The organism is Pseudoalteromonas sp. S3178, from assembly GCF_005886985.1.
Classification (GTDB): Bacteria; Pseudomonadota; Gammaproteobacteria; order Enterobacterales; family Alteromonadaceae; genus Pseudoalteromonas; species Pseudoalteromonas carrageenovora.
Genome location: NZ_PNCW01000442.1, coordinates 1 through 309, shown reverse-complemented (window position 1 = coordinate 309; position 309 = coordinate 1). Strand labels below are relative to the sequence as shown.

Here is a 309-nt window from a genome sequence, read left to right as displayed (position 1 = left end):
TTATCCCCAAGCACTATGCCACATTGCTGCTCTAGGAACGTCCTAAACTGATCGTACTCGTTTTGTTGAAGGTTCTTGTTTTCCAAAGTATTACCGCCATTCATTAATCACAGTGAACCCATTTTTTTACAGCTGTTGCCAATTCATCTGGGTTAAATTTTGCGATAAAATCATCAGCACCAACTTTTTCTATCATGGCCTGATTAAATACACCGCTTAAAGAAGTATGTAAGATAACATGTAAAGGTGCCAATTTAGGATCTGCTTTTATTTCAGCAGTGAGTGTATACCCATCCATCTCTGGCATTT

Annotated in this window: 1 protein-coding gene and 1 pseudogene; both read right to left on the bottom strand. The window is 38.2% G+C overall.

The annotated features are described in order from the left end of the window. Positions 1-86: pseudogene (locus tag CWC11_RS21675) on the bottom strand (chemotaxis protein CheR); the annotation flags it as partial. 17 nt (positions 87-103) lie between these two features. Continuing rightward, the coding region (locus CWC11_RS21670; RefSeq protein WP_138684236.1) for a response regulator at positions 104-309 on the bottom strand (206 nt) is incomplete at its 5' end.